This is a genomic window from Kineococcus anabasis (genome assembly GCF_054590795.1).
Genome location: NZ_BAAIHU010000002.1, coordinates 622,448 through 645,968, shown reverse-complemented (window position 1 = coordinate 645,968; position 23,521 = coordinate 622,448). Strand labels below are relative to the sequence as shown.

Sequence of the window (23,521 nt, the reverse complement as noted above, 5' to 3'; positions counted from 1 at the left end):
GCGACGTGACCGGCCAACCGCGCACCGGGCGGAGATCGTGTTCCGCGCCGCCCGGGTGCCGCCCGGGTGCCGCCCGGGTGCCGGGGCGCCTCAGCGCTCGACGAAACCCGTCACGCCGCGCGGGGCGTCCCAGCGCTCCACGACCCCCGCGACCTCCCCCGGCCGGCCCGGCCGGTCCGCGGCCCGCAACCGGGCCAGCAGCTCGGCGCAGGCGGCGCGCGGGCCCTCGGCGACGACCTCCACCCGCCCGTCGGGGCGGTTGGAGGCGGAACCGGACAGACCCAGCTCCAGCCCCTGCGCGCGCGTCCACCACCGGAACCCCACGCCCTGCACGCGCCCGCGCACCCACGCGGTCATGCGCACGGGCCCGTGGTCGGCGGTGGCGTCCGCGGCCTCCGGGTCGGCGGCTGCGGGAGGGCTCGGCTCGCTCACCCGTCCAGGCTAGGCGGGGAGCCGGCGGGGACGTCGTGCACGCGACACGCCGGTGTCGCACAGCCGGACGTCCCCGCCACCGTGCCCGCGCCTCACCAGGAGGGCGAGCGCGGCACCGGCTGGCAGCGCGGGCACGTGTACGAGGAGCGGTTCATGAAGGCGTCGCGGCGCACCGCGGTGCCGCAGCGCGGGCACGGCCTGCCCGCCTGCCCGTACACCGACAGGGAGCGGTCGAAGTACCCGCTGGCGCCGTTGACGTTGACGTAGAGGGCGTCGAAGCTCGTGCCCCCCGCCGCAAGCGCCGCCGTCATGACCTCGCGCAGCGCCCCTAGCAGGGCCGTCACCTGCGGGCGCGTCAGCGACGCGGTGCGCCGGGCGTAGTGCAGGCCCGCCCGCCACAGCGCCTCGTCGGCGTAGATGTTGCCCACCCCCGAGACGAGGGTCTGGTCGAGCAGGGCCCGCTTCACGCCCGTGGCCCTGCGCCGCAGCCGCTGCGCGAACGCCGCGTCGTCGAAGGCGGGGTCCAGGGGGTCGCGGGCGATGTGGGCGACGGGCGCGGGCAGCATCGGCACGTGCGGGCCCTCCCCCGCCTCGCCGTGCCCGCCGCGGCCGCCGTCCGGGGCCGGCACCAGGGGCACCACGGCGATCCCGCCGAAGGTGCGCTGGTCGACGAAGCGCAGCTCCGCCCCGCCGCCCGAGAAGCGCCAGCGTGCCCGCAGGTGCTTCTCCACCGGGGCAGAGGCCTCCTCCACGAGGAGCTGCCCGCTCATCCCCAGGTGCACGACGAGGGCCTCGGCCACCGCGCCGTCCCGCTCCAGGGGCAGCCACAGGTACTTGCCGCGGCGCACCGCGTCCACCAGGCGCGCGCCCGTCATGCGCAGCACCGCGTCGGCGGCCCCACCGGGGTGGCGGCGCACCGCGCGCTCGTGCAGCACCTCCACCTCGGCGACGACGCGCCCGCTCACGTGGCGGGCCAGGCCCCGGCGGACCACCTCGACCTCGGGCAGCTCCGGCACCGGCTCGACCCCGCGCTCCGGGCTCAGCCGTCGACGCGGGAGGTGGTGCGGACCTCGGCGGCCGCCTGGGCCTCGCGCAGCGCCACGACCGCGGCCGCGGCGGCGCGCTGCTCGGCCTCCTTCTTGCTGCGCCCGTGGCCGGAGCCCAGCGCGGTGCCCGCGACGACGGCGTCGGCGTCGAACTGCTTGGCGTGGTCCGGGCCCTCGTCGCGCACGGCGTACGCGGGCACCCCGAGGCCGGCGGCGGCCGTCATCTCCTGCAGGGTGGTCTTCCAGTCGGTGCCCGCCCCGAGGCGCTCCGCGGAGTCGATCAGCGGGCTGACCAGGCTCAGCACGAGCTCGCGGGCGCGCTCGACGCCCTGTGCGAGGTAGGCGGCGCCGATGACGGCCTCGAGGGTGTCGGCCAGGATGGAGGACTTGTCCCGCCCGCCCGTGGTCTCCTCGCCCTTGCCGAGGCGCACGTGGGCGCCGAGGTCCAGGCCGCGCGCGACGTCGGCGAGCGCGCGCATGTTCACGACCGCGGCGCGCAGCTTCGCGAGGTGCCCCTCGGGCACGTCGGGGTAGCGGTGGTACAGCGTGTCGGTCACCACGAGGCCGAGCACGGAGTCACCGAGGAACTCCAGGCGCTCGTTCGTGGGCAGGCCGCCGTTCTCGTACGCGTACGAGCGGTGCGTCAGCGCCTGCACCAGCAGCGCGGTGCCGATCCCGATGCCGAGCCGCTCCTCCAGGGAGGCGAGGGGTTCCGCGCCCCCCCGGGAGGAGCCGGCGTCCGTGCCGACCAGCTCAGAGGTCCTTGACCTTGCGGCCCTTGTACTCCAGGTAGAGCGGGGTGCCCGCGGAGTCGGTCACGACCCGGGCCTGGTGCGGGCGGGAGTGCACGACCTGGCCGCGCTCGACCGTGGTGGTCAGGGTCGTCTCCGCCGCCTTCCACTGGGCGCGACGGGACCGGGTGTTGCTGCGCGACATCTTCCGCTTCGGGACGGCCACGGTCAGCTCTTCTCTCTCGGGTCGGACGGGGACTCGGGGGCGTCGTCCCGGGTGCGGGCGAGCCCCTGCAACGCGGCCCAGCGGGGGTCGACGTTCTCGTGCGAGTGCTCCGGGTCCTCCGCGAGGTGGGCGCCGCACTCGGCGCACAGCCCCGGGCAGTCCTCGGTGCACACGGGCTGGAAGGGCAGGGCCAGGACGATCGCGTCCCGCACCACCGGCTCCAGGTCCAGCAGATCGCCGTCGAGGGAGTGCAGCTCGTCGTCGTCCTCGGCGCTGGCGCGCGCCTCGTACGTGTAGAGCTCCTGCAGCTCGACGCTGACGTCCCGGGAGACGTCGTCGAGGCAGCGGACGCACTCGCCCTCCGCGCGGCCGGTGACCGTCCCGGAGACCAGGACACCCTCCATGACGGCTTCGAGGCGCAGGTCGAGCGCGAGGTCGCTGCCCTCGGGAACCTTGATCACCTCGGTGCCGAGCTCCGCCGGTGCGGGCGCGGTGCGCTGCACCTTGCGCATGGTGCCCGGGCGGCGCCCGAGCTCGTGCGTGGACAGCACGAGCGGTGCCTTCGGGTCGAGGTGACCCGCGTGCTGCCTCACGACCGCTCCCTCGTAGAACTCCCGCTGCCCCGGACCGCGAGAACCGCGGGTCGGGCACCGGCGCTGGACGGCCCCGACGTCCGTGGTCGGCGCCACCCTCGGGTGGCACCGCTCACCAGCGTCGAGGCCGACCCCAGCCTAGCCGAGGCGGACGGGCACCCCAAACCGCAGGCCGGGCGCCCGCCCGCCGGCCCGCGCCGCACCGGGGATCAGGAGGCGTCGGCCCCGCCCCCGGCGCGCTCGGCCGCGGGCGCCTGCCGCTGCGCGGCGGGCCCGGAGGACGCGGCCGGCGCGGCGGGCGCGGCGTCGGCCTCGCCGTCGGCGGCCTCGGCGCGGCGGGCGCGCAGCCGCTCCCGCCCGCGGGAGGCCTGCTGCAGCAGCCGCTGCACCTCCTCCTCGAAGTCCGCGAGCTTGCCGTCGCACCAGTCGTCGGCGTCGCTGCGCAGGCGGGCGGCCTCCTCGCGGGCGCCGGCCACGATGTGCTCGGCGCGCTCGCGGGCCGCGCGCATCACCGACTGCGACTCCACCAGGGCGTCGGCGCGCGAGCGCGCGTCGGCCACGATGTGCTCGGCCTCCGCGCGCGCCGCGACGAGCACGTCGTCGCGGGCGGCGAGCACGTCACCGGCCTGCTGCACCTCCACCGGCAGCAGCCGGCGCACGTCGGTGATGAGGCGGAGCAGGTCCTCGCGGTCCACGACGCAGGAGGTGGACATCGGGATGCCGCGCGCCCCCGTCACCACGGCGGCCAGCTGACCGAGCTTCTCGTGGACCTCCACGACTACCTGCCTTCCCTCGCGTGGACTTCGTTCTGCGGTGCCGCATGCTCCGCGCGCCGGGCGGCGAGCCGCTCCAGCAGCAGCGGCAGCACCGCGGCGGGCACCAGCCCGGCGACGTCGCCGCCGTGCCCGGCGACCTCCTTCACCAGGCTGGAGGAGACGTGCTCGTAGCGCGGGTCCCCGGCGAGGAACACCGTCTCCACGTCCGCCAGGTGGCGGTTCATCAGCGCCATCGGCAGCTCGTACGCGAAGTCCGTCCCACCGCGCAGGCCCTTGACGACCACCGGCGCCCCGACCGCGCGGGCGTGGTCGACGAGCAGGCCGTCCGGCAGGGCGCCGACCTCGACCCGCTCGGCGCCGGGCAGCCCGGCCAGGGCCCCGCGGACCATCGCGACCCGCTCCTGCAGGCTGAACAGCGCCCGCTTGGCGGGGTTGCGGGCCACGGAGACCACGACCTCGTCGAACATGCCGGCCGCGCGCACGATGACGTCCACGTGCCCCACGGTGACCGGGTCGAAGCTGCCCGGGCACACGCAGCGGCGGGCGACGGGGGACACGCGCAGAACCTAGCAGCGGCGGCGGGGTGCCCCGGCGCGCGCGCCCCCGCCCACCCGCCCCGGGCCCGCCGGGGGGCTCAGGGGTAGCCGGCGAACCACAGCGCCGTCTCGCCGTAGCGGCGCACCTCCTCGCGCTCCCACCCCGCGGGCCAGGAGGGCTCCGGGCTGCGGCTGCTGCGCTCGACGACGACGAGGGCCTCGGGGGCCAGGGCGGGGGCCAGCGCCGCGAGCACCCCGGCGAGCTCGTCCTCCGTCACGGCGTACGGCGGGTCGACCAGCACGAGGTCGAAGTGCTCCTCGGGCGCGGAGGGCAGCCAGCGCTCCACCCGGTCGGCCACGACCCGCACCCCCGGCAGGCCGAGCGCGTCGGTGTTGGCGCGCGCCACGGCGGCCGCGGGGCGGGCGGACTCCACGAGGACCGCGGAGGCGGCGCCGCGGCTGACGGCCTCCAGCCCCAGCGCGCCGGAGCCGGCGTACAGGTCGAGCACCCGCGCGCCGTCGACGACGCCGATCGCCTCCAGCCGGGAGAACAGCGCCTCCCGGACGCGGTCGCTGGTGGGGCGGGTGTGCGAGCCGGGCGGCACCCGCAGGGATCGCCCGCCCGCCGCGCCCGCCACGATGCGCGTCACGCCCGCTCCAGGAACTGCCGCTCCTGCGCGCCGAGCCGGTCGGCGATGGCCGCGGCCAGGCCCGGGTTGCGGCGCAGCTGCGGGTCGGCCTCCACCACGGCGGTGGCGTCGGCCCGCGCCCGGGCGATGAGGTCGACGTCGTCCAGGACGCTGAGGACGCGCAGGGAGGAGCGGCGGCCGGACTGCGCGGCGCCCAGCACGTCGCCCTCCCGGCGCTGCTCCAGGTCCACCCGGGCCAGCTCGAAGCCGTCGGTGGTGCCCTCCACCGCCCGCAGCCGCTCCACGGCGGACGCGCCGGCCGACTCGGTGACGAGCAGGCACATCCCGGGCAGGCCGCCGCGTCCCACGCGCCCGCGCAGCTGGTGCAGCTGGGAGATGCCGAAGCGCTCCGCGTCCACGATGACCATCAGGGTGGCGGTGGGGACGTCGACGCCGACCTCCACGACGGTGGTGGCCACGACGACGTCGAGCTGCTGCGCGGCGAAGCGGCGCACGACGTCCTCCTTCTCCTCCGCCGGGAGCCGGCCGTGCAGCACCTCGGTGCGCAGGCCCGCCGTGGCGGGGTGGGCACGGACCTGCGCGACGACGTCCTCCACCGACAGCGGGGGCCGCCTGCCGTCCTCACCGGGCGCGGGCGGGGTCTCCTCCCCCCCGATGCGCGGGCACACCACGTACACCTGGTGCCCGGCGGCGGCCTCCTCCGCGATGCGCTGGAAGACGCGGTCGATCCACTCGGGGTGCTGCGCCAGCGGCACGACGTGGGTGCTGATGGGCGCGCGGCCCGGCGGCAGCTCACGCAGGGTGGAGACCTCCAGGTCCCCGAAGACCGTCATGGCCACCGTGCGCGGGATGGGGGTGGCGGTCATGACGAGCAGGTGCGGGGACGCGGCGGCCTTGGCGCGCAGGGCGTCGCGCTGCTCGACACCGAAGCGGTGCTGCTCGTCGACGACGACGAGACCGAGGTCGGCGAACTGCACGTGCTCCTCCAGCAGGGCGTGCGTGCCGATGACGATGCCCGCCTCCCCGCTCGCGGCGGCCAGCAGGGCGCGGCGGCGGGCGGCGGCGGGCATCGAGCCGGTGAGCAGCACGACCTGGGTGGCGCGCTCGGCGCCGCCGAGCTGGCCGGCCATCGCCAGGTCGCCGAGCATCGCGGTCGTGGAGCGCAGGTGCTGGCCGGCGAGGACCTCCGTGGGGGCCAGCAGCGCCGCCTGCCCGCCCGCGTCGACGACGGTGAGCATGGCCCGCAGCGCCACCAGGGTCTTGCCGGAGCCGACCTCCCCCTGCAGGAGCCGCTGCATGGGCGAGGTGCGGGCCAGGTCGGCGGCGATCTGCTCCCCCACGGCGCGCTGGCCCGCGGTCAGCTCGAACGGCAGCCGCGCGTCGAGGGCGGCGAGGAGACCGTCGGGCGTGGCGAGGCGGGGGGTGGCGGCCTCGCGCGCCGCGGCGTGGCGGCGCTGGGCGAGGGAGGCCTGCAGCACGAACGCCTCCTCGTAGCGGAAGCGCTCCAGCCCGCGGCGCCACTCCTCCTTGGAGCGCGGCTGGTGGACCCAGCGCAGGGCGTCGGCGGCGGAGGGCAGCGCCTCCCGCAGCGCGATCTCCTCCGGTACCGCGTCGTCGACGTCGCCGAGGGAGGAGAGCACCACGGCCAGGGACGCGGCGACGTCCCAGCTGCGCACCTTCGTCGTGGCCGGGTAGATGGGCACCGGCTGCTCGGCGAAGCGCACGCCGATGCTGTCGTCGGCGTCCTCCGGCAGCGGCCGGTGCTCGGGGTGGACGAGCTGCAGGATGCGCGAGGCGCCGCGGCGGTACGGCTGCACCTTGCCGGCGAACAGGGCGCGGGTGCCCACGGGGAGCTGGCGGGCGTGGTGGTTCAGGGGGCCCAGGCCCTTGGCGAAGAACGTCAGCAGCAGCTCCCCGCGCCCGTCGCCCACCCAGACCTCGAGCATCGCGCCGCGGCGGCTCTTCATCTGCCGGGGGCCGGAGACGCGCTGCACCTGCGCCACGACGGTGACGTCGTCGCCCTCCTCCAGCCCGGAGATGGACGTGAGCTGTCCGCGCTCGGCGTAGCGGCGCGGCAGGTGCCACAGCAGGTCGCGGACGGTGTGCAGGTCCAGCTCGGCGGCGAGCTTGGCGGCGGTGGTGCCGCCGACGCGGGTGGTGAGCGGCGCGTCGAGGTCCTCGGTGGCCGTGCCGGTCCCCGTCACCGTCGCCGTCCTCCTCCCGGCCCGTGCCGCGGGGTGCCGCACGGGTGCCCCCGCAGGCTACTGCGGCCCCCCGACGGCCCCGCGGCCCCGCGCACGGGCCCCGCCGGGGGGTGGCCGGGGGGTGGCCGGGAGGTGATTTGAGCGGTGTTCCGCACTGGGATACCGTGGACGACCGTGCCCGGAATGTCCGGGCCCGCCCGTGCCCCGGTCCCCGGTCGGCACGACCCCGTGCTTCCGACCGACCTCAGGAGAACTCCGTGGCTGCCACCTGCGACGTCTGCGCCAAGGGCCCGGGCTTCGGCCACTCCGTCTCGCACTCGCACCGCCTCACCAAGCGCCGCTGGAACCCCAACATCCAGCGCGTGCGCACGGTCGTGGGCGGTACGCCGAAGCGGCTGAACGTCTGCACCTCCTGCCTGAAGGCGGGCAAGGTCACGCGCTGACCCCGCAGGTGCGCACGTCGGGGCCGGTCCGCTGGGACCGGCCCCGACGTGCGTCCGGGACCGGTGCCTCAGCGCGCGAAGTGGTCCCAGCCCGGCCCGAGGTCGTGCACGGGGGCGGAGTCCACCAGCACCCCGGGGGCGCCGCCGGCCGCACGAACGGTGCCGACGACCTCGAAACCGGCCGGGAGCTGCACCGAGGGCGGGAAGCAGGCCAGCAGGGCGTGGTCCTCGCCACCGCCCAGCACCCACGCCCGCGCGTCGGCGGCGGAGCCGAGCCCCGCCACACCGGCCAGGCGCTCCACCAGCGCGGCCTGCCAGCCGGCCAGCGGGCCCGCGGAGCCGGTGAGGTCGAGCACGACGCCGCTGGCGCGGGCGATGCGGCCCGCGTCGCGCAGCAGCCCGTCGCTGACGTCCATGAGGGCGCTGGCCCCCGCCGCGGCGGCCGCGGGGCCGGCGGCCAGCGGGGGGCGGGGTCTGCGGTGCCGGTCCACCAGCCCGGCCGCCGGGCCGGACTGCGGCACCCGCCCGCCCGCCAGCAGCGCCAGGCCGGCGGCGGAGTCCCCGACGCGCCCGGCCAGGGCCACGACGTCCCCCGGTCGCGCCCCGGAGCGCAGCACCGGTGCCCGCCCGCCGAGGTCCCCCAGCGCGGTGACCGACAGCACGACCTCCGCGGCGCCGGACAGGTCCCCGCCCACGACCGCCGCCCCGGTGCCCTCGCAGGCCGCCGCGAGGCCGCGCGCGAGGTCGAGGACCCACTCCACCGGCACGTCGCGGGGCAGGCCGAGCGCGACGAGCAGCGCCGTGGGGGTGGCGCCCATGGCGGCGACGTCGGCGAGGTTCTGCGCGGCGGCCTTCCAGCCGACGTCGGTGCCCGTGGACCAGTCGCGGCGGAAGTCGCGGCCCTCCACGAGCATGTCGGTGGTCGCCACGACCCTGCCGTCGGGCGCGGCGACCAGGGCCGCGTCGTCACCCGGGCCCAGGAGGGTGGTGGCGGAGGGGCGCAGCAGCGGCGCGAAGCGCGCGATGAGGTCGTCCTCGGTGAGGTCCCCGACCTGCTCGGGCCCGTGGTGCCCCGACCCGTGCTGCACCCCTCCACCCTAGTGACGCCGCTCCCCGCGGGAACGCCGTGCCTCCCGGGTGCGGCCGGGCGCACGGGCCCCGGCGGTGGGCGCGACGACGGCCGCTGCACGGCGCACACCGGGGAGGGGACGACGTGACGAGCGGCGACGCCCGGGCCGGGGCCGGCGAGGAGGCGACCGCCCGGACCGCGGCCACCGGCGTCGCCCGGCGCCCGTGGCGCCCGCGGCGTGAGGGTGTGCTGCGCGCCGGTGTCGTCCTCGCGGTGGCGGCGGCCGCGGCCGCGGCGCTGCTGTGGGGCCGCGGGCCCGCCGTCGAGCCCGGCCCCGACGGCGCCTCCCCCGCCTGCGCGGCGCTGCTGTCCGACCTGCCCGCCGACCTCGACGGGCGGCGGCGCTCACCGCTGGCGGTGGCCGGCGCGGTCGCCTGGAACGGCTCCGAGGTCCTCCTGCGCTGCGGCGTCGTGCCGCCGGGCCCGTCCCCGCAGCGGTGCGTGAGCATGACCAGCGGCGACGGGCGCGCGGAGGTGGACTGGCTGATCGACGCGCAGACCGCGACCGCGACGCGCGCCGTGACCTTCGGGCGCACCCCGGCGGTGGAGGTGACCGTGCGCGGGAGCGGGCAGGCGGCGGCGGACGTCCTCGCCGCGCTCGTGCCGCAGGTGGCCACGCTGCCGCGGGAGCGCCGCTGCACCGCCCTGTCGGAGGTCGCGCCGGGCGCCCCGCGGCCCGCTGCGGGTCCGTCGGGCGGCTGACCTGCGGCAGGATGCCGGGGTGCCGGTCGTCGAGGCGAGCATCGTCGTCCCCGTCCCCCCCGCGCTGGCGTTCGCGGTCTCGCAGACCACGGGCGCGGTGCGCTACCGCTGGGACCCGTTCGTGCGCTCCCAGCACCTGCTGGACGCGGACCGGCCGGGCAAGGGCGTGCGCACCGCGACCCTCTCCCGCCACGGGCTGCGGATGGTCAGCGAGTACGTCTCCTGGGCCCCGCCGCGCACCGTCGGCATGCGCATGGTGAGCGGGCCGTGGTTCTTCGAGAACTTCGCGGGCGGCTGGCGTTTCCTGCCGCACCCCGCCGGCGGCGCCCAGGAGGGCACTCAGGAGGGCACCCAGGAGGGCACTCAGGAGGGCACGGGGTGGACGCGGGCGGTGTGGCGGTACAGCTTCCGCTGCCGGCCGCGCCGGCTGGCACCGCTCGCGGAGCGGATCGGCGCCCGCATCCTGCAGCGCGACGTGGAGCGGCGCATCGCGGGGTTCGCCGCGGGGTGCCGCGACGAGGTCGTGCTCGCCGCGGCGCGGGCCTCAGCGCAGGCCGACGGGGCGGCGTAGCGCGAGCTGGAGCAGGTGGTCCACCAGCGCGGGGTAGTCCACGCCGGTGGCGGCCCACATGCGCGGGAACATCGACGTCGGCGTGAAGCCCGGCATCGTGTTGATCTCGTTGACGAGGACGCGCCCGTCGTCGCAGACGAAGAGGTCCACGCGCGCCAGACCCTCAGCCCCCATCGCCTCGAACACCCGCACCGCGGTCGCGCGGACCTCGGCGGTGACGTCCGCGGGCAGGTCCGCCGGGCAGGACAGCCGCACCGCCTCGTCGGCGGCGAGGTACTTGGCCTCGAAGTCGTAGAAGGCGCGGCCGTCGACGACGGCGACCTCCCCGGGCAGGCTCGTCAGGGGCTCGCCCCCGCCGAGGTCCTCCAGCACGCCGCACTCGATCTCGCGGCCGGTGATCGCGGCCTCCACGACCACCTTCGGGTCGTGCCGCTGCGCCTCGGCGACGGCCGCGTCGAGGTCCCCGGGGCGCTCCACGCGGGTGATGCCGATGCTGGAGCCGGCGCGGGCGGGCTTGACGAACACCGGCCAGCCGAGGGCCGCGACCTCCTCGCGGCAGGTGCCGGGCTCGCGCTCCCAGCGACGGCGGGAGAAGGCGACGTAGGGCCCGACGGGCAGCCCGGCAGCGGTCAGCAGCGCCTTCATGACCTGCTTGTCCATGCTGGCGGCCGAGGCCAGGACCCCGGAGCCGACGTAGCGGGTGTCGGACAGCTCCAGCAGCCCCTGCAGGGTGCCGTCCTCGCCGTAGGGGCCGTGCAGCAGCGGCAGGACGACGTCCACGGCGCCGAGCGCGGCCGGGTCCACCCCGCCGGACAGCGGCACCAGGTCCCTGGAGCCGACCTCCTGGGGCAGCGCCACCACGGCGCCGTCGGCGGGCACCTCCGGCAGGCGCCCGCCGGTGATGGCCAGCGTGGAGGGGTCGCCCTCGACGAGCACCCAGCGGCCCGAGCGGGTGATCCCCACGGGCACCACGTCGTAGCGGCTGCGGTCGATGGCGGCGAGCACCCCGGAGGCGGTGACGCAGCTGATGGCGTGCTCGCCGGAGCGGCCGCCGAAGACGACGGCCACCCGCGGCCGGGTGCCGGCGGGCGGGGTCGCGGGAGCGGGGAGGGTGCTGGACTGGCTCATCGGGCGCAGACCCTACCTGTGGTTGGCTCGCCCCATGTCCGACGCGCCCGAGGGCCCCGCGCAGCCCCAGCCCCTGCTCCCCGCCCCGCCCGCCGCCCCGCCCGCCGGACCGCCGGCCGGACCACCTGCCGGACCGCTGTCCCCCGCGACGCTCGCGGTGGTGGCGGGCCGCCCTGCGCGCACGCCCGACGCGGAGGTGAACGTGCCGGTCTCGCTCACCTCCACGTACGTGGGCTCGGGGACGATGGGGGCCGGGGAGCGCGGCTACGGCCGCTTCGCCAACCCGACCTGGGAGGCGCTGGAGGAGGCCCTCGGCGCGCTGGAGGGCGGGGAGGCGCTGTGCTTCGCCTCCGGCATGGCCGCGGTGAGCGCCGTGGTGGGCCTGCTGCCGGTGGGCGGCACGCTGGTGGTGCCGCACGGGGCGTACAACGGCACGCACGCCCTGGCGGCGCTGCTGGCCGAGCGGGGGGCGCTGCGGGCGGTGGCCGTGGACACCACCGACGTGGCGGAGGTCCGGCGGGTGCTGGGCGAGGCGGGGCCGGGGGCGCTGCTGTGGCTGGAGTCGCCGACGAACCCGCTGCTGGAGGTGGCGGACCTGCGCGCGCTGGCGGAGGCGGGCCACGAGGCGGGTGCGCTGGTGGCGGTGGACAGCACCTTCGCCACCCCGCTGCTGCAGCAGCCGCTGGCCCTGGGCGCGGACGTGGTCGTGCACTCGGTGACGAAGTTCCTCTCGGGGCACTCCGACGTGGTGCTGGGCGCGGTGGTGACCGGCTCGGCGGACCTGCGGGCGCGGCTGCAGCGGCACCGCACCCTGCACGGGGGGATCCCCGGGCCGTGGGAGGCGTGGCTGGCGCTGCGCGGCCTGCGCACGCTGCACCTGCGCATGGAGCGCGCGCAGGCGAACGCCGCGGACCTGGCGCTGCGGCTGTGCGGGCACCCGGCGGTGGCGCGGGTGCGGCACCCGTCCCTGTCCTCCGACCCGGGGCACGCGCTGGCGGCGCGCCAGATGGCCGGGTACGGGGCGATCGTGTCGGTGGAGGTGGTGGGCGGCGCGGCCGCGGCGGACGCCGTGGTGGACGCGGTGCGGCTGTGGCTGCCGGCGACGAGCCTGGGCGGGGTGGAGTCCCTCGTGGAGCGCCGCCGCCGCCACCCCGGCGAGCCGGAGGTGGTGCCGGAGGGGCTGCTGCGCCTGTCCGTGGGCGTGGAGGACGTCGAGGACCTGTGGCAGGACCTGGACGCGGCGCTGCGGGTGGCGCTGCCGCAGGGCTGAGCGCTGCGGGGCGGGCGGGGAGCGCGGGGTCCCCGCCCGCTCACCACGCGTCGATCGTGCGGGGGCGGCTGAGCAGGGCAGTGGCGGCCTCGGCGGCGCTGCGGCGGCCCGCGACGACGTCGGCGACCTGCTCCGTCAGCGGCATCTCCACGTCGTGCCGCTGCCCGAGGGCGAGGACCGCGGCGGCCGAGCGCACGCCCTCGGCGACCTGACCGACCGCCAGCACGTCCTCGGGGCGCAGGCCGCGGCCGAGGGCGACGCCGACGCGGTGGTTGCGCGAGAGGGGCGAGGCGCAGGTGGCGACGAGGTCGCCGGCGCCGGCGAGCCCGGCGAAGGTGCCCGGCCGCGCCCCGAGCGCCATCCCGAGGCGGGCGGACTCGGCCAGGCCCCGGGTGACGACGGCGGCCTTGGCGTTGTCCCCGTAGCCGAGGCCCTCGGCGATGCCGACGGCGAGCGCGACGACGTTCTTGACGGCCCCGGCGACCTCCACGCCGACGACGTCGCCGGAGAGGTAGGGCCGGAAGGTGGGGGTGGTGCAGGCGTCGGCGACGGCGTCGGCGGTGCCCGCGTCGGAGCACGCCACGACGGTCGCGGCGGGCTCGCGGCGGGCGACCTCCAGGGCCAGGTTGGGCCCGGAGACGGCCACGAGCCGCTCGGGGCCCGCGCCGGTGACCTCCCGCACGACCCCGGTCATCAGGGCGCCGGTGCCGAGCTCGACGCCCTTGGCGAGGCTGACGAGCGGCACGCGCGGCGGCAGGACCTCGCGCCAGCGCTGCAGGTGCTCCCGCAGGGCCTGGGCGGGCACCGCGAGCACGACGAGGTCGCTACCGCGCAGGGCCTCGGTGACGTCGGCGGTGGCGTGCACGGCCGCGGGCAGCTCGATGCCGGGCAGGTAGGCGCTGTTGGTCCGCCGCGCGGTGAGCTCGGCGGCGACCTCGGCGCGGCGCGCCCACAGGGCCACCCGGCACCCGGCGTCGGCGAGGACGAGGGCGAACGCGGTGCCCCAGCCGCCGGCGCCCAGGACGGTGGCGCGCGTCACGGTCGCTCCGCGCGGGTGCCAGGATCGGCCTCCGTGAGCACCACCGCCGCACCCCCCAGCCCTCCGCGGCCCGGGCCGTGGACGCTCGTGCTGCCCGTGAAGGGCGGCGGGGGCGCGAAGTCGCGGCTGCAGCCGCCGCCGGGGGTGGAGCGGGCGGAGCTGGCGCTGGCGATCGCGCTGGACGCGGTGGCGGCGGTGGCCGCGTGCCCCGCCGCGGGGCGGGTGCTGGTGGTGACGGCCGACGCCCGGGTGGCGCGCTCGTGCGCGGCGGTGGCGCCGGGGGTGGGCGTGCTGCGCGAGGAGCGGGCGGGGCGGGGGCTGGGCGCGGCGGTCGCGGACGGCCTGGCGGCCGCGGGGAGCGGCCCGGTGGCGGTGCTGCTGCCGGACCTGCCGGCGCTGCGCCCCTCGGACGTGGCGGCGGCGCTGGCGGCGGCGGGGCGGGCGCTGGGGGACGCGCAGGGCGCGGCCTTCCTGCCGGACGCGGACGACGTGGGCACGGTGCTGCTGGCGGGGCGCTCGGCGGTGGCGCTGCGCCCGGCGTTCGGGCCGGACTCGGCGGCGGCCCACGCCGCGCTGGGCGCGGTGCGCCTGACGGTGCCGCCGGACGTGGCGGCCCGGCTGCGCCGGGACGTGGACACCGCCGAGGCCCTGGCGCTGGCGGTCGCGGCGGGGGTGGGCCCGCACACCGCGGCGGTGCTGGCGGCGGCGCGGGCCACCGCCTGAGGCCGGCGGGCGGGCGCGCGCCGGCACCCCGCCGCGTGCTGCGGCGGGGTGGGCGGGCGGGTCAGGACGCGGCCCGGAGGTCGCGGTCGTACGTCGCGCCGAGGGCGTCCAGCTTGGACTGGAAGTGCTCGTAGCCGCGGTCGATGAGGTCGATGCCGTAGACGCGGGAGGTGCCCTCCGCGGCCAGGGCGGCGATGAGGTGGCTGAACCCGCCGCGCAGGTCGGGCACGACGATGTCGGCGCCGCGCAGCTTGGCGGGGCCGGAGATGACGGCGGAGTGCTTGAAGTTGCGGGCCCCGAAGCGGCACGGCCGCCCGCCCAGGCACTCCTTGTAGACCTGGATGACGGCACCCATCTCGCGCAGGGCGTCGGTGAAGCCGAAGCGGTTCTCGTACACCGTCTCGTGGACGATGGACAGGCCGCTGGCCTGGGTCAGGGCCACGACGAGGGGCTGCTGCCAGTCGGTCATGAAGCCGGGGTGCACGTCGGTCTCCAGGACGATGGAGTCCAGGTCGCCGCCGGGGTGCCAGAACCGGATGCCGTCCTCGTCGATCTCGAAGGCGCCGCCGACCTTCCGGAAGACGTTGAGGAACGTCATCATCTCGGGCTGGGTGGCGCCCTCGACGTAGATGTCGCCGTGGGTGGCCAGGGCCGCGGAGGCCCAGGACGCGGTCTCGATGCGGTCCGACAGGGCCCGGTGCTTGAACCCGGTGAGGCGGTCGACGCCTTCGATGCGGATGACCCGGTCGGTGTCCACGCTGATGATGGCGCCCATCTTCTGCAGCACCGCGATCAGGTCCATGATCTCGGGCTCGATCGCCGCGTTGCGCAGCTCCGTGACGCCGTGGGCCCGCACCGCCGTCAGCAGGACCTGCTCGGTCGCGCCGACGCTGGGGTAGGGCAGCTCGACGTGGGTGCCGGTGAGGCCGTTCGGCGCGGTGATGCGGATGCCCATGGGCTGCTTCTCGACGTGGGCGCCGAAGGCGCGCAGCACGTCGAGGTGGTAGTTGATGGGCCGGTCGCCGATGCGGCAGCCGCCGAGGTCGGGGATGAAGGCTTCACCCAGACGGTGCACCAGCGGCCCGCACAGCAGGATCGGGATGCGGCTGGAGCCGGCGTGGGCGTCGATGTCGGCGACGCGGGCGCTCTCGACGTTGGAGGGGTCGAGGAGGAGCTCGCCGTTGCCGTCGTCGGTGACGGAGACGCCGTGCAGCTCCATCAGGCGCGTGACGACCGCGACGTCGCGGATGTCGGGCACGTTGCTGAGCCGGCTGGGCTCCTCGCCCAGGAGCGCGGCGACCATCGCCTTGGAGACGAAGTTCTTCGCACCCCTGACCTTGAGGGTTCCGCGCAGCGGGATTCCCCCGCGCACCGTCAGCACGTCAGCCATGTCCACATCCTCGTCCTGTCGCCCTGGTGCCGTGCGTCATCCGTGCGGTCGGCGTGTCGGCCGCCACCCGGGTGCCACCGGCGGAGGGCTCGCCGTCGTCCACCGGAACCCACCGCGGTTGCGGCAGGTCCGGCGGACGACGGTACTTCAGGATTTCTTGGCCGCGCGACGGGCGGGGGTGGCGGCCTTGGTGGTGGCGGCCTTCGTGGCCGTCTTCGCCGCCGCCGTCTTCGTGGCCGCGCCGGTCGCCGCGGTCTTCGTCGCGGCCGCCTTCGTGGCCGCCGTCTTCGTCGCGGCGGCCTTGGTGGCCGTCTTCGTGGCCGCGCCGGTGGTGGCGGTCTTCGTCGCGGCCGCCTTCGTGGCCGCCGTCTTCGTGGCCGCGCCGGTCGCCGCGGTCTTCGCGGCGGTGGTCCTGGTCGCCGCGGTCTTCGTGGCGGTGGCCTTGGTGGCCGTGCCCGCGGTGGCGGCCGTCTTCGCCGTCGCGGCCCGGGGGGTCGTGCTGCGGCCGGTCGTCTGGCGGGACGTCGAGGCGGGGGTGGCCGGAGCGGCGGGGACTGCCGCCACCTTCGCGGCGGTGCTCTTCGCGCCCGCGGCGTTGCGCTCCTTGAGGGTCGCGGCGAGGGCGCGCAGGGCCTTGGTGTCGGCCACGACCTCCTTGAAGGCCGTGCCGGGGCGGAAACGCGGCACGGACGTCTTCTTGATCTTCACGGCCTCGCCGGTGCGGGGGTTGCGTCCCGTGCGGGCGTTGCGGGCCTGCTTCTCGAAGGTGCCGAAACCGCTGATGGCGACCTTGTCGCCGCGGGCCACCGCCAGGGTGATCGTCTCCACGATCGCCTCGACCGCCTCCGTGGCGGCTCGGCGGCCACCGAGCCGGTCCTCCAGCGCCTCGACCAACTGGGCCTTGTTCACGCTCTCCTCCTCGCCACGGACTGCTGTCCCGGACCGAGCGGGCGCCCGGACGTGGAGCCCCACGGTACGACCCGCGATCACGCGAGTCCACTCATGGCGCGCCGGGAGTCGTTGTGCCGCAGTCGGTTCGCGCGGCCCCCAGCCCGCCCGGCGCGCGCCCGCGGGTGCGGCCGCGGGCCACCGGGGGTGCGCGGACCCGTTGTGCCGCAACGCCTCTCGCGGACGTGCGACGGCCCCGGCCGGGACGGGTGCCGTCCGGGCCGGGGCCGTGCGCAGGGGCTCAGGAACCCGCGGGAACGGGCAGCGTCCTGGGCTTGAAGGAGGGCCGGGTGGCCTCGAAGGCGGTGATGTCGGCCTCGTGGCGCAGGGTCAGGCCGATGTCGTCCAGACCCTCCATGAGGCGCCAGCGCACGTAGTCGTCGACCTCGAAGGACACCGTCAGGTCCCCGACGGTGGCGGTGCGCCCGACGAGGTCGACCGTCACCTCCACGCCCGGCTGCGCCTCCAGCGCCTGCCACAGCCGCTCCACGTCCGCCTGGGCCACCGCACCGGTCAGCAGGCCCTGCTTGCCGGAGTTGCCGCGGAAGATGTCGGCGAACCGGGGGGCCAGGACCACGCGGAACCCGTAGTCCTTCAGCGCCCAGACGGCGTGCTCGCGCGAGGAGCCGGTGCCGAAGTCGTTGCCGGCGACGAGCACGGAGCCGTTGCGGTAGGGCTCCTGGTTCAGCACGAAGTCGGGGTCGCCGCGCCAGGCGGCGAAGAGCGCGTCCTCGAAGCCGGTCCGGGAGACCCGCTTGAGGTAGACGGCCGGGATGATCTGGTCGGTGTCGACGTCGCTGCGGCGCAGCGGCACGCCCACACCGCGGTGGACGGTGAACTTCTCCACGTCGGGCTCCTCGTTCGGGAAGGGGTGCGGGCGGGGCGTCAGCCGACGAGCTGCGCGGTGGGGGCGTCGGTGCCCACCGGCGGCAGGTCGGCGGGCGAGGACAGCGTGCCGCGCACGGCGGTCGCGGCGGCCACGAGCGGGGAGACGAGGTGCGTGCGCCCGCCCTTGCCCTGCCGGCCCTCGAAGTTGCGGTTGGAGGTGGAGGCCGAGCGCTCCCCCGGCGCGAGCTGGTCGGGGTTCATGCCCAGGCACATGGAGCAGCCCGCGAACCGCCACTCCGCGCCGAACTCGGTGAAGACCTCGTCCAGGCCCTCCGCCTCGGCCTGCAGGCGCACCCGCGCGGAGCCGGGCACCACGAGCACCCGCACGCTCTCCGCCTTGGTCCGGCCCTTGATGACGTCGGCGGCGGCGCGCAGGTCCTCGATGCGGCCGTTGGTGCAGGAGCCGAGGAAGACGGTGTCCACCGCGATGTCGCGCATCGGGGTGCCGGCCTGCAGGCCCATGTAGGCCAGGGCGCGCTCGGCGGCGGAGCGGGCGCCGGGGTCCTCGATCTCGTCCGGCACGGGGACGCTGCCGGACAGCGGCACGCCCTGGCCGGGGTTGGTCCCCCAGGTGACGAAGGGCTCGATCTCCTCGCCCTGCAGCACGATCTCGGTGTCGAACTCGGCGTCGTCGTCCGTGGCGAGGGTGCGCCACTCGGCCACGGCGGCGTCCCAGTCCGCGCCCTGCGGGGCGTGCGGGCGGCCCTTGAGGTACTCGAACGTGGTGTCGTCCGGGGCGATCATCCCCGCGCGGGCGCCGGCCTCGATGGACATGTTGCAGATCGTCATGCGGCCCTCCATGGAGAGCGCGCGGATCGCCTCGCCGCGGTACTCCAGGACGTAGCCCTGACCGCCGCCGGTGCCGATGCGGGCGATGACCGCGAGGATGACGTCCTTGGCGGTGGTGCCCGGCTTGAGCCGCCCGTCGACGGTGATGGCCATCGTCCGGAACGGCTTGAGCGGCAGCGTCTGGGTGGCCATGACGTGCTCCACCTCGCTGGTGCCGATGCCGAAGGCCAGGGCGCCGAACGCACCGTGGGTGGAGGTGTGGGAGTCGCCGCACACCACGGTCATCCCCGGCTGGGTCAGGCCCAGCTGCGGGCCGACGACGTGCACGATGCCCTGCTCGGCGTCACCCAGGGAGTGGATGCGCACGCCGAACTCGGCGCAGTTCGCGCGCAGCGTCTCGATCTGGATCCGCGAGGTGCGGTCGGCGATCGGCTTGTCGATGGCGAGCGTCGGGGTGTTGTGGTCCTCCGTCGCGATGGTGAGGTCCACCCGGCGCAGGCCGCGGCCGGCGAGGCGCAGCCCCTCGAACGCCTGCGGGCTGGTGACCTCGTGCAGGAGGTGGAGGTCGATGTACAGCAGGTCGGGCTCGGCGCCCTGCCCGCGACGGACGACGTGTGCGTCCCACACCTTCTCGGCCAGCGTCCGGCCCATCGTTTCCTCCTGCTCCTCGGCGTGCCTCTGCCCCCGGGCACCGGCGCGCGGACGGGACCAGCCCGTCCGCCCACCGGCCTTGCGTCTCGCAACCTGAGACGCCAGTATCGCTCCGTGGACAAGAGTAGCGGAGTCGGCGTGCTGGACAAGGCCGTCACGGTGCTGTCGGCCCTGGAGGCCGGGCCGGCGACGCTGGCCCAGCTCGTCGCCAGCACGGGCCTGGCCCGGCCCACCGCGCACCGCCTCGCGGTCGCCCTGGAGCACCACCGCCTCGTCTCGCGGGACCTGCAGGGCCGCTTCGTCCTCGGGGCGCGCCACGCCGAGCTCGCGGCGGCCGCGGGCGAGGACCGCCTCGTCGCCGCCGCCGGGCCGGTCCTCGTGGCGCTGCGCGACACCACGGGCGAGAGCGCACAGCTCTACCGCCGCAACGGCGAGCACCGCATCTGCATCGCCGCGGCCGAGCGGCTGCACGGGCTGCGCGACACCGTGCCCGTGGGGGCGTCCATGACGATGCTCGCCGGTTCCGCGGCGCAGGTGCTGCTGGCCTGGGACGAGCCGGAGCGGCTGTCGCTGGAGCTGCAGCAGGCGCGGTTCGACGCCGCGACCCTCAGCGCGGTGCGCCGGCGCGGCTGGGCCCAGAGCGTCGGCGAGCGCGAGCGGGGCGTCGCCTCCGTCTCCGCCCCGGTGCGCGGGCCCTCGGGGCGGGTCGTGGCGGCGGTGTCGGTCTCGGGGCCGATGGAGCGGCTGACCCGCTCCCCCGGGCGCCTGCACGCCCAGGCGGTGCTCGGGGCCGCCGCGGCCCTCACCGAGGCCCTGCGCCCGGTGCCCGCCCAGTCCTGAGCCGGCACCCCGGGCGCGCACCCGGGACCGCGCGCCTCGGGCGGGGACGTCATAGACCGGTTCAGGCGCGCAGCAGCCCCACGCCGAGGCAGAGGAGCCCCGCGGTCAGGCTGAGCGCACCCGCCCACACCAGGGCGATCCAGCGGCTGGGCCGCTCGCGCCCGCGGCCGGCGGCGGAGAGGAAGAACCCGGCGGGCAGCAGGACCGCGGCGAGCGGGACGCCCTGCCGCGCGACCACCTCGGCGGCCGGCGGCAGCACCGCGCGGTCCACCAGGAGCAGGCAGAGCACCGCCAGGACCACGAAGACCCCGGCGTGGGCGTGGCCGGCGCGGAAGAACCTGCGCTGCAGGTCGGTGGCGGGGAACGAGCCGCGGCTGACCCTCAGCAGGAACGTGCCGCCGTAGGCCACCGCGACGAGGGTGAGCAGCAGCACCCCGGCGGTGTGCAGGGACTGCCCGGACACCCCGCTCACGCCGGGACCCGCAACCGCTGCCCGGCGCGCTCGCGGCCCCGCGCCACGGGCACCGCGCCGAACGCCGCGGCGATCCCGTGCGGGGGCATGCCCACGGAGATGGACTCGTGGTGCCCGGCGGGGACGACGAACGTCTCGTGCCAGATGCCGACGGCGTCCCCGGCGCGTCGGGCGAGGGCGTTGAACTGCCGCCAGGCTGCCACGTGCTGCCCGTCCGGGGCGTGGGCGTAGGCGTGCAGGGACGCCGCGTCCTTCCAGTACTGGACGAGGAACGGGCCACCGGGCCCGAGGGCGTTGACGGTGTGCAGCGCCCCGAGCTCCGGCTGCCGGGAGAGCTCGGCGACCATCGGCGGCATCGCCCGCAGGACCGGCAGCCACCGCCACGGCTGGAGCGGTGCGTTGATGCGCATGCCGATCAGGAAGACGACGAGGTCGCCGTCGTGGTCGTGGGTGGTGCGTGCGGGAGCGTTCACGGGGGCCTCCGTCATGATTGGATAGTGCTGGTCCCCAATATTGGGGAGTGGCACTATCCAGTCAAGGGGGGACCGTGCGGATCTCCGAGCTCGGCCGCGCCACGGGCGTGCCGGTCGCGACCGTGAAGTACTACCTGCGCGAGGGGCTGCTACCGCCCGGCCGGGCCACCGGGGCCACCCAGGCGCAGTACGGCGAGGAGCACGTGCGGCGCCTGCGCCTCGTCCGCGCCCTCGTCGACGTCGGGGGCCTGCCCCTGGCCCGCGTGCGCGACGTCCTCGCCTGCCTCGACGACCCGCCGCCGACCCTGCACGAGGCGCTGCGCATCGCGCACGACGCCCTCGGTCCCACGCCCCTGCCCACGGCCGGCGGCGCCGACGCGGAGGCCGTCGTCGCCGCCGCGGGCTGGCGGGTCTCGCGCGACTCCCCCGCCTTCGCCCAGCTCGGCGCCGCGCTCGCCGCGCTGGGCGCCGCGGGCCAGCCCACCGGGCCGGACGCCCTCGCCGGCTACGTCCGCGTGGCGGGCGAGGTGGCGGAGGCGGAGGTCGCGGCCGTCCCGCGCGGGGACTTCGCCGCCGCCGTGGAGTACGTCGTGCTCGGCACGGTGCTGTACGAGCCGGTGCTGCTGGCGCTGCGGCGCCTGGCCCAGCAGCACTTCTCGGCGACCACCCTCGGCTGAGCCGCGCACCCCTGTTCGCGGGGACGTTGCGCGCGCGACACGCCGGTGTGGCGCGGCAGAACGTCCCCCTCCACAGGCGCACCCCCGCGCGCGGGGACGTTGCGCGCGCGACGCGCCGGTGTGGCGCGGCAGAACGTCCCCCTCCACAGGCGCACCCCTGCCCGCGGGGCGCGGCGGCACCGGGGAACGCGAAGAGGCCCCCGATCCGGAGATCGGGGGCCTCGACCGTAGCCCCGACGGGATTCGAACCCGCGCTACCGCCTTGAGAGGGCGACGTGCTAGGCCGCTACACAACGGGGCCCTAGCGTGCACTTACCTGTCCCGGACCCCGGCCAGCGGCGAGAGGTCCTTCAGACGTAGCCCCGACGGGATTCGAACCCGCGCTACCGCCTTGAGAGGGCGGCGTGCTAGGCCGCTACACAACGGGGCCCTAGCGTCGACTGCTGTCGAGTCGGCATGTCCGGGAGACCAGGGATCTTCCGGCCGTGCGCTGGGGTACCAGGACTCGAACCTAGACTAACTGAACCAGAATCAGTCGTGCTGCCAATTACACCATACCCCATGGTGATCACCCGGGCGGATCGCTCCGTTCGGGCCGACCAGAACACTACCGCACTCGCGGGACCACCCACATCCCGGCCCTCCCCGCCCCGCCTCCGCCGGGCGGGGCTGAGCGACCCTCAGGCGAGGCGGGCGCGCAGGGCCTCCAGACGCCGCAGCGACGCCTCCCGGCCCAGGATCTCCATCGACTCGAACAGCGGCGGGGACACCCGCCGGCCCGTCACGGCGGTGCGCAGCGGCGCGAAGGCGAACTTCGGCTTGACCCCGAGACCGTCCACGACCGCCGCCCGCAGCGCCTGCTCCACCGCCGCCGTCGTCCACGCCGGCAGCTCCGCCAGGGCGCGCAGCGAGGCGTCGAGCACCTCGGCCGCCTCCGGGCGCAGCGCGGCCACGGCCTCCTCCTCCACCACCAGCGCGTCGTCGGCGACGAAGAGGAAGCCCAGCATGCCCGGGGCCTGGCCCAGCAGCGTCATGCGCTCCTGCACCAGCGGGGCGGCCGCCGCCAGCCGCTCGCGCTGCTCCGCGCTCGGCTCGGCCGGCAGCACGCCCGCGGCCTGCAGGTACGGCACCAGCCGCTCGCGGAAGTCCTCCGGCGCCAGCCGGCGCAGGTGCTCGGCGTTGAGGGCCTCGGCCTTGGCCTGGTCGAAGCGGGCGGGGTTGGCGTTGACGTCGTGCACGTCGAACGCCGCGACCATCTCCTCCAGCGTGAAGACGTCCCGGTCCTCGGCGATGCCCCAGCCCAGCAGCGCCAGGTAGTTCAGCAGGCCCTCGGGCAGGAACCCGCGGTCGCGGTGGTGGAAGAGGTTGGACTCCGGGTCGCGCTTGGACAGCTTCTTGTTGCCCTCGCCCATGACGTACGGCAGGTGCCCGAACACCGGCACGTGCCGCGCCACCCCGACGTCCACGAGCGCGTCGTACAGCGCGAGCTGGCGGGCGGTGGAGGAGAGCAGGTCCTCCCCGCGCAGCACGTGGGTGATCCCCATCAGGGCGTCGTCGACCGGGTTGACGAGGGTGTACAGCGGCTCGCCGCTGGCGCGCACCAGGACCGGGTCGGGGAAGGAGCCGGCCTTGAACTCGACCCGGCCGCGCACGAGGTCGTCGAAGGCGTAGTCCTTCTCCGGCACCCGCAGCCGCAGCGTGGGCTCGCGGCCCTGCGCGCGGAAGGCGGCGACCTGCTCGTCGGTGAGGTCGCGGTCGAAGTTGTCGTAGCCCAGCGCCTTGGAGCGGCCCGCGGCCTCGTGGCGCGCCTCGATCTCCTCGGCGGTGGAGAAGCTCTCGTACAGGTGCCCGCCCTGGCGCAGCCGCAGCACGACGTCGTCGTAGAGGGCGCGGCGCCGGCTCTGCCGGTACGGCTCGTGCGGGCCGCCGACGTCGATGCCCTCGTCCCAGTCCAGGCCCAGCCAGCGCAGCGCCTCGAGGATCTGCGCGTAGCTCTCCTCCGTGTCCCGGGCGGAGTCGGTGTCCTCGATGCGGAACACCAGCTTGCCGCCGGTGTGCCGCGCGTAGGCCCAGTTGAACAGCGCCGTGCGGATGAGGCCGACGTGCGGGGTGCCCGTCGGGGAGGGGCAGAAGCGGACACGCACGTCGGCGCCGTCGGCGGGGGCGGGGGCGGGGGATGCGTTCGTCATGGCCC

The 23,521-nt window shown here is 76.6% G+C and carries 26 protein-coding genes and 3 tRNA genes; 7 read left to right on the top strand and 22 right to left on the bottom strand.

The features are described 5' to 3' along the window. Positions 1-90: 90 nt before the first annotated feature. The 9 genes from ACYQBY_RS06380 to ACYQBY_RS06340 all read right to left on the bottom strand — a co-directional run bounded on the left by ACYQBY_RS06380 (position 91) and on the right by ACYQBY_RS06340 (position 7,194). Positions 91-357, bottom strand: coding sequence for an acylphosphatase (locus tag ACYQBY_RS06380; RefSeq protein WP_459643128.1), 267 nt, complete (start codon positions 355-357; stop codon positions 91-93). A gap of 167 nt (positions 358-524) precedes the next feature. Beyond that, positions 525-1,448, bottom strand: coding sequence for a bifunctional DNA-formamidopyrimidine glycosylase/DNA-(apurinic or apyrimidinic site) lyase (gene mutM, locus ACYQBY_RS06375; RefSeq protein ID WP_459642979.1), 924 nt, complete (start codon positions 1,446-1,448; stop codon positions 525-527). Between the two features lie 23 nt (positions 1,449-1,471). Next, the gene (gene rnc / locus ACYQBY_RS06370) at positions 1,472-2,230 is read right to left on the bottom strand and encodes a ribonuclease III (RefSeq protein WP_459643127.1); all 759 of its coding nucleotides are present in this window, start codon (positions 2,228-2,230) and stop codon (positions 1,472-1,474) included. Position 2,231: 1 nt separating this feature from the next. Beyond that, positions 2,232-2,435 (bottom strand): 50S ribosomal protein L32, encoded by a 204-nt coding sequence (rpmF, locus tag ACYQBY_RS06365; RefSeq protein WP_459642978.1) that lies wholly within the window; start codon positions 2,433-2,435, stop codon positions 2,232-2,234. 2 nt (positions 2,436-2,437) lie between these two features. Beyond that, the gene (locus ACYQBY_RS06360) at positions 2,438-3,028 is read right to left on the bottom strand and encodes a YceD family protein (RefSeq protein WP_459642977.1); all 591 of its coding nucleotides are present in this window, start codon (positions 3,026-3,028) and stop codon (positions 2,438-2,440) included. A 209-nt stretch (positions 3,029-3,237) separates the two neighbouring features. Continuing rightward, entirely contained in the window at positions 3,238-3,804 is a 567-nt protein-coding gene (locus ACYQBY_RS06355) for an ATP synthase subunit B family protein (protein ID WP_459642976.1), read from the bottom strand. Positions 3,805-3,806: 2 nt separating this feature from the next. Beyond that, positions 3,807-4,361, bottom strand: coding sequence for a pantetheine-phosphate adenylyltransferase (gene coaD, locus ACYQBY_RS06350; RefSeq protein WP_459642975.1), 555 nt, complete (start codon positions 4,359-4,361; stop codon positions 3,807-3,809). 77 nt (positions 4,362-4,438) lie between these two features. Then, the gene (rsmD, locus tag ACYQBY_RS06345; protein WP_459642974.1) at positions 4,439-4,990 is read right to left on the bottom strand and encodes a 16S rRNA (guanine(966)-N(2))-methyltransferase RsmD; all 552 of its coding nucleotides are present in this window, start codon (positions 4,988-4,990) and stop codon (positions 4,439-4,441) included. Then, complete coding sequence (locus ACYQBY_RS06340; protein WP_459642973.1) at positions 4,987-7,194, bottom strand: ATP-dependent DNA helicase RecG; 2,208 nt, start codon at positions 7,192-7,194, stop codon at positions 4,987-4,989. Before ACYQBY_RS06340 ends, rsmD begins: the two co-directional genes overlap by 4 nt. Positions 7,195-7,451: 257 nt before the next feature. Between ACYQBY_RS06340 and rpmB the strand changes: the two genes are divergently transcribed. Next, positions 7,452-7,637 carry a 50S ribosomal protein L28 gene (gene rpmB, locus ACYQBY_RS06335; RefSeq protein ID WP_459642972.1) on the top strand — a complete coding sequence of 62 codons (186 nt, stop codon included), beginning with the start codon at positions 7,452-7,454 and terminating at the stop codon, positions 7,635-7,637. A 68-nt stretch (positions 7,638-7,705) separates the two neighbouring features. Here rpmB and ACYQBY_RS06330 read toward each other — a convergent pair whose 3' ends face one another. After that, positions 7,706-8,725 carry a thiamine-phosphate kinase gene (locus ACYQBY_RS06330; RefSeq protein ID WP_459642971.1) on the bottom strand — a complete coding sequence of 340 codons (1,020 nt, stop codon included), beginning with the start codon at positions 8,723-8,725 and terminating at the stop codon, positions 7,706-7,708. A gap of 125 nt (positions 8,726-8,850) precedes the next feature. Here ACYQBY_RS06330 and ACYQBY_RS06325 point away from each other — a divergent pair, with 125 nt between their 5' ends. Further along, a complete protein-coding gene (locus ACYQBY_RS06325) occupies positions 8,851-9,468 on the top strand; it encodes a DUF3515 family protein (RefSeq protein ID WP_459642970.1) in 618 nt (205 codons plus the stop codon). Positions 9,469-9,487: 19 nt separating this feature from the next. Continuing rightward, a complete protein-coding gene (locus ACYQBY_RS06320; RefSeq protein ID WP_459642969.1) occupies positions 9,488-10,039 on the top strand; it encodes a type II toxin-antitoxin system RatA family toxin in 552 nt (183 codons plus the stop codon). Here ACYQBY_RS06320 and ACYQBY_RS06315 read toward each other — a convergent pair. Next, complete coding sequence (locus ACYQBY_RS06315) at positions 10,013-11,167, bottom strand: D-alanine--D-alanine ligase family protein (protein WP_459642968.1); 1,155 nt, start codon at positions 11,165-11,167, stop codon at positions 10,013-10,015. The genes ACYQBY_RS06320 and ACYQBY_RS06315 overlap by 27 nt on opposite strands. A 34-nt stretch (positions 11,168-11,201) precedes the next feature. On the opposite strand from ACYQBY_RS06315, the gene ACYQBY_RS06310 reads away from it, so the two are divergent. Beyond that, complete coding sequence (locus tag ACYQBY_RS06310) at positions 11,202-12,437, top strand: trans-sulfuration enzyme family protein (protein WP_459642967.1); 1,236 nt, start codon at positions 11,202-11,204, stop codon at positions 12,435-12,437. A gap of 40 nt (positions 12,438-12,477) precedes the next feature. Here the strand turns inward: ACYQBY_RS06310 and ACYQBY_RS06305 are convergent, their stop codons facing one another. Then, positions 12,478-13,476 carry an NAD(P)H-dependent glycerol-3-phosphate dehydrogenase gene (locus ACYQBY_RS06305; protein WP_459642966.1) on the bottom strand — a complete coding sequence of 333 codons (999 nt, stop codon included), beginning with the start codon at positions 13,474-13,476 and terminating at the stop codon, positions 12,478-12,480. Between the two features lie 33 nt (positions 13,477-13,509). Between ACYQBY_RS06305 and cofC the strand changes: the two genes are divergently transcribed. Continuing rightward, entirely contained in the window at positions 13,510-14,199 is a 690-nt protein-coding gene (gene cofC / locus ACYQBY_RS06300) for a 2-phospho-L-lactate guanylyltransferase (protein WP_459642965.1), read from the top strand. Positions 14,200-14,260: 61 nt separating this feature from the next. Here the strand turns inward: cofC and murA are convergent, their stop codons facing one another. From murA to leuC, 4 genes are all read right to left on the bottom strand, one after another. Beyond that, on the bottom strand, positions 14,261-15,589 hold the full coding sequence (gene murA / locus ACYQBY_RS06295; protein WP_459642964.1) for a UDP-N-acetylglucosamine 1-carboxyvinyltransferase: 1,329 nt from the start codon (positions 15,587-15,589) through the stop codon (positions 14,261-14,263). A gap of 147 nt (positions 15,590-15,736) precedes the next feature. Continuing rightward, on the bottom strand, positions 15,737-16,498 hold the full coding sequence (locus tag ACYQBY_RS06290) for an HU family DNA-binding protein (RefSeq protein WP_459642963.1): 762 nt from the start codon (positions 16,496-16,498) through the stop codon (positions 15,737-15,739). A gap of 280 nt (positions 16,499-16,778) precedes the next feature. After that, entirely contained in the window at positions 16,779-17,384 is a 606-nt protein-coding gene (gene leuD / locus ACYQBY_RS06285) for a 3-isopropylmalate dehydratase small subunit (protein ID WP_459642962.1), read from the bottom strand. A gap of 38 nt (positions 17,385-17,422) precedes the next feature. Further along, positions 17,423-18,865: a 3-isopropylmalate dehydratase large subunit gene (leuC, locus tag ACYQBY_RS06280; RefSeq protein WP_459642961.1), complete on the bottom strand. Its 1,443-nt coding sequence runs from the start codon at positions 18,863-18,865 to the stop codon at positions 17,423-17,425. A 114-nt stretch (positions 18,866-18,979) separates the two neighbouring features. Between leuC and ACYQBY_RS06275 the strand changes: the two genes are divergently transcribed. After that, on the top strand, positions 18,980-19,705 hold the full coding sequence (locus tag ACYQBY_RS06275) for an IclR family transcriptional regulator (RefSeq protein WP_459642960.1): 726 nt from the start codon (positions 18,980-18,982) through the stop codon (positions 19,703-19,705). 61 nt (positions 19,706-19,766) lie between these two features. Here the strand turns inward: ACYQBY_RS06275 and ACYQBY_RS06270 are convergent, their stop codons facing one another. Together ACYQBY_RS06270 and ACYQBY_RS06265 are read right to left on the bottom strand one after the other, a co-directional pair. Further along, complete coding sequence (locus ACYQBY_RS06270; RefSeq protein ID WP_459642959.1) at positions 19,767-20,177, bottom strand: hypothetical protein; 411 nt, start codon at positions 20,175-20,177, stop codon at positions 19,767-19,769. Continuing rightward, positions 20,174-20,650 carry a DUF4188 domain-containing protein gene (locus ACYQBY_RS06265; RefSeq protein WP_459642958.1) on the bottom strand — a complete coding sequence of 159 codons (477 nt, stop codon included), beginning with the start codon at positions 20,648-20,650 and terminating at the stop codon, positions 20,174-20,176. The genes ACYQBY_RS06270 and ACYQBY_RS06265 overlap by 4 nt, the downstream gene beginning before the upstream one ends. Positions 20,651-20,724: 74 nt before the next feature. On the opposite strand from ACYQBY_RS06265, the gene ACYQBY_RS06260 reads away from it, so the two are divergent. Next, complete coding sequence (locus ACYQBY_RS06260) at positions 20,725-21,327, top strand: MerR family transcriptional regulator (RefSeq protein ID WP_459642957.1); 603 nt, start codon at positions 20,725-20,727, stop codon at positions 21,325-21,327. Between the two features lie 228 nt (positions 21,328-21,555). Here the strand turns inward: ACYQBY_RS06260 and ACYQBY_RS06255 are convergent. The 4 genes from ACYQBY_RS06255 to gltX all read right to left on the bottom strand — a co-directional run bounded on the left by ACYQBY_RS06255 (position 21,556) and on the right by gltX (position 23,516). Then, positions 21,556-21,628, bottom strand: a tRNA-Glu gene (locus ACYQBY_RS06255). A 56-nt stretch (positions 21,629-21,684) separates the two neighbouring features. Then, positions 21,685-21,757, bottom strand: a tRNA-Glu gene (locus tag ACYQBY_RS06250). 60 nt (positions 21,758-21,817) lie between these two features. Further along, positions 21,818-21,889, bottom strand: a tRNA-Gln gene (locus ACYQBY_RS06245). A 118-nt stretch (positions 21,890-22,007) separates the two neighbouring features. Then, entirely contained in the window at positions 22,008-23,516 is a 1,509-nt protein-coding gene (gene gltX / locus ACYQBY_RS06240; protein ID WP_459642956.1) for a glutamate--tRNA ligase, read from the bottom strand. Positions 23,517-23,521 lie beyond the last annotated feature (5 nt).

Excerpts from the sequence above, each read along its gene's own strand:
- gltX (WP_459642956.1), bottom strand. The coding sequence starts at position 23,516 with ATGACGAACGCATCCCCCGCCCCCGCCCCCGCCGACGGCGCCGACGTG.
- murA (WP_459642964.1), bottom strand. The coding sequence starts at position 15,589 with ATGGCTGACGTGCTGACGGTGCGCGGGGGAATCCCGCTGCGCGGAACC.
- ACYQBY_RS06310 (WP_459642967.1), top strand. The coding sequence starts at position 11,202 with ATGTCCGACGCGCCCGAGGGCCCCGCGCAGCCCCAGCCCCTGCTCCCC.
- leuC (WP_459642961.1), bottom strand. The coding sequence starts at position 18,865 with ATGGGCCGGACGCTGGCCGAGAAGGTGTGGGACGCACACGTCGTCCGT.
- ACYQBY_RS06315 (WP_459642968.1), bottom strand. The coding sequence starts at position 11,167 with ATGAGCCAGTCCAGCACCCTCCCCGCTCCCGCGACCCCGCCCGCCGGC.
- ACYQBY_RS06380 (WP_459643128.1), bottom strand. The coding sequence starts at position 357 with ATGACCGCGTGGGTGCGCGGGCGCGTGCAGGGCGTGGGGTTCCGGTGG.